The 1,545-nt window shown below is 61.1% G+C and carries 2 protein-coding genes and 1 other annotated feature; both genes read left to right on the forward strand.

Translation table 11 applies throughout. From position 1 onward, the window contains the following. Positions 1 to 191, forward strand: a 191-nt coding sequence (locus ACSQ3Q_RS26215) for an ATP-binding protein (protein WP_436137388.1), incomplete at its 5' end; no start/stop codon positions are given. A gap of 83 nt (positions 192 to 274) precedes the next feature. Beyond that, positions 275 to 1,506 (forward strand): IS3 family transposase gene (locus tag ACSQ3Q_RS26220; protein ID WP_436133437.1). Its coding sequence is split into 2 segments (ribosomal slippage): positions 275 to 563 and positions 563 to 1,506, totalling 1,233 coding nucleotides; the frame shifts between segments, so codons are not numbered across the junction. Continuing rightward, positions 553 to 669: a sequence feature (AL1L pseudoknot), on the forward strand. (Overlaps the previous gene by 117 nt.) Positions 1,507 to 1,545: the final 39 nt, after the last annotated feature.

Raw genomic sequence — 1,545 nt, forward strand, 5'->3', positions numbered from 1 at the left:
TCGATCCCGAAATTCTTCCGCAGTTGTTTGACCGGTTTTTCCGGGCGGATCCTGCCCGTAGCCATGGACAGAGTAACCATGGCCTCGGGTTGGCCATAGTCGGCGCGATTGCGCGCATGCATCAAGGAAAGCCGTTCGCATCGTCCGAGCACCAGACGACAAGTGTCGGAATCGAGATCCGCGCTCATTGACGGGTCGGTTGAGTGAAGGGAAACGGTCCAGGGTGAATCGCCCCGGGTTTTGAGGAGGCTCAACACTCTGAGAGGATTGAGCCATGAAGAAGACAAACAAGTTCTCGCCTGAGGTGCGTGAGCGCGCAGTGAGGATGGTGCAGGAACAGCGCGGGGAGTACCCATCCCTTTGGGCGGCCATCGAATCTATTGCCCCCAAGATTGGCTGTGTTCCGCAGACTCTGAACGAATGGGTCAAACGTGCCGAAGTGGATGCAGGCGCGCGAGAAGGTGTCACCACAGCCGAAGCCCAACGGGTCAAGGAACTGGAGCGCGAGAACAAGGAGCTGCGTCGGGCCAACGAGATACTGAAGCTGGCCAGCGCGTTTTTCGCCCAGGCGGAGCTCGACCGCCGTTTGAAGTCCTGAGGGATTTCATCGACAGGCATCGTGGCACCTTCGGGGTCGAGCCGATCTGCAAGGTGTTGCAGATCGCCCCGTCGGGGTATCGAAGACACGCAGCGCTGATGCGCGAGCCCGGCAGGCGCTGCGCTCGGGCCCGTCGCGACGAACTGCTGGCATTGCAAATCGAACGTGTCTGGCAGGCCAACATGCAGGTCTACGGCGCAGACAAGGTCTGGCGTCAACTTCGTCGGGAGGGTACAGCAGTAGCCCGCTGCACAGTGGAGCGGCTGATGCGCAAGCTGGGGCTGCGCGGTGTGATGCGCGGCAAAGTCGTGCGAACCACCGTCAGTGATAGCAAGGCGCCATGCCCGCTGGACCGAGTTAACCGCCAGTTCCGAGCCGAGCGGCCGAACCAGTTGTGGGTCAGTGACTTCACATATGTCTCGACCTGGCAGGGCTGGTTGTACGTGGCCTTTGTCATCGACGTGTTTGCCCGGCGCATCGTGGGCTGGCGCGTGAGCAGTTCGATGCGAACTGACTTCGTCCTCGATGCGCTTGAGCAGGCGCTATACGCGCGCCAACCCGAGCGGGACAGCAGCCTGATTCACCACTCCGACAGGGGCTCGCAATACGTCAGCATTCGGTACACCGAACGCTTGGCAGAAGCTGGCGTCGAGCCCTCGGTGGGCAGCAAGGGAGACAGCTATGACAACGCGCTGGCCGAGACGATCAACGGGCTCTACAAGGCCGAACTCATCCACCGCCGCGCTCCCTGGAAAACGAAGGAGGCAGTCGAGTTCGCCACGCTCGAATGGGTATCGTGGTTCAACCACCATCGCCTGCTTGAACCCATCGGGTACATCCCGCCTGCAGAAGCTGAGGCAAACTACTATCGGCAACTCGCCAGTCAGCCCGCCACAACGGCGGCCTGACTTAAACCAACGGGCCTCCACGGAACCCAGGGCGATTCA

Source organism: Acidovorax sp. LjRoot129, from assembly GCF_964253765.1.
Taxonomy (GTDB): domain Bacteria; phylum Pseudomonadota; class Gammaproteobacteria; order Burkholderiales; family Burkholderiaceae_C; genus Acidovorax.